Origin of the sequence: Chromohalobacter sp. HP20-39 (assembly GCF_033052815.1) — a bacterium.
Taxonomy (GTDB): Bacteria; Pseudomonadota; Gammaproteobacteria; order Pseudomonadales; family Halomonadaceae; genus Chromohalobacter.
On sequence record NZ_JAWHTP010000122.1, the window covers coordinates 1 to 495 of the forward strand.

Annotated in this window: 1 protein-coding gene; it reads left to right on the top strand. The window is 62.0% G+C overall.

The window, feature by feature from the left end; translation table 11 throughout:
• Positions 1 to 29: 29 nt before the first annotated feature.
• A partial coding sequence (locus tag RVY79_RS17245; RefSeq protein WP_317465699.1) for an MFS transporter occupies positions 30 to 495 on the top strand: 466 nt, incomplete at its 3' end.

Here is a 495-nt window from a genome sequence, read left to right on the forward strand (position 1 = left end):
TCGTCATCGGCGGCAGGCTGCTTACGGCCATGTCGACCACCACGTGTTATCGCATCACCGTCTACACGCCGACCTTTGGCAAGACCGTGCTGAAGTTGTCGACAAGCGATAGCCTGATGGTGACGCTGCTCGTCGCGCTGTCGAACTTCATCTGGCTGCCGATCGGGGGCGCCATTTCAGACCGCACCGGGCGCAAGCCGATCCTGATGGCGATTACCGTTCTGGCCATCTGCACGTCGTATCCGGCCCTGTCCTGGCTTGCGGATGCGCCGAGCTTTGGCCGCATGCTGACCGTGCTCCTGTGGTTCTCGTTCTTCTTTGGCATGTATAACGGCGCCATGGTCGCAGCGCTGACGGAGGTCATGCCGGTCGAGGTACGGGTCGCCGGCTTTTCACTGGCATTCAGCCTGGCGACAGCCGTCTTCGGCGGGTTCACGCCGGCGCTGTCGACTTACCTGATCGAAGTGACACACGACAAGGCAGCGCCCGGCTACT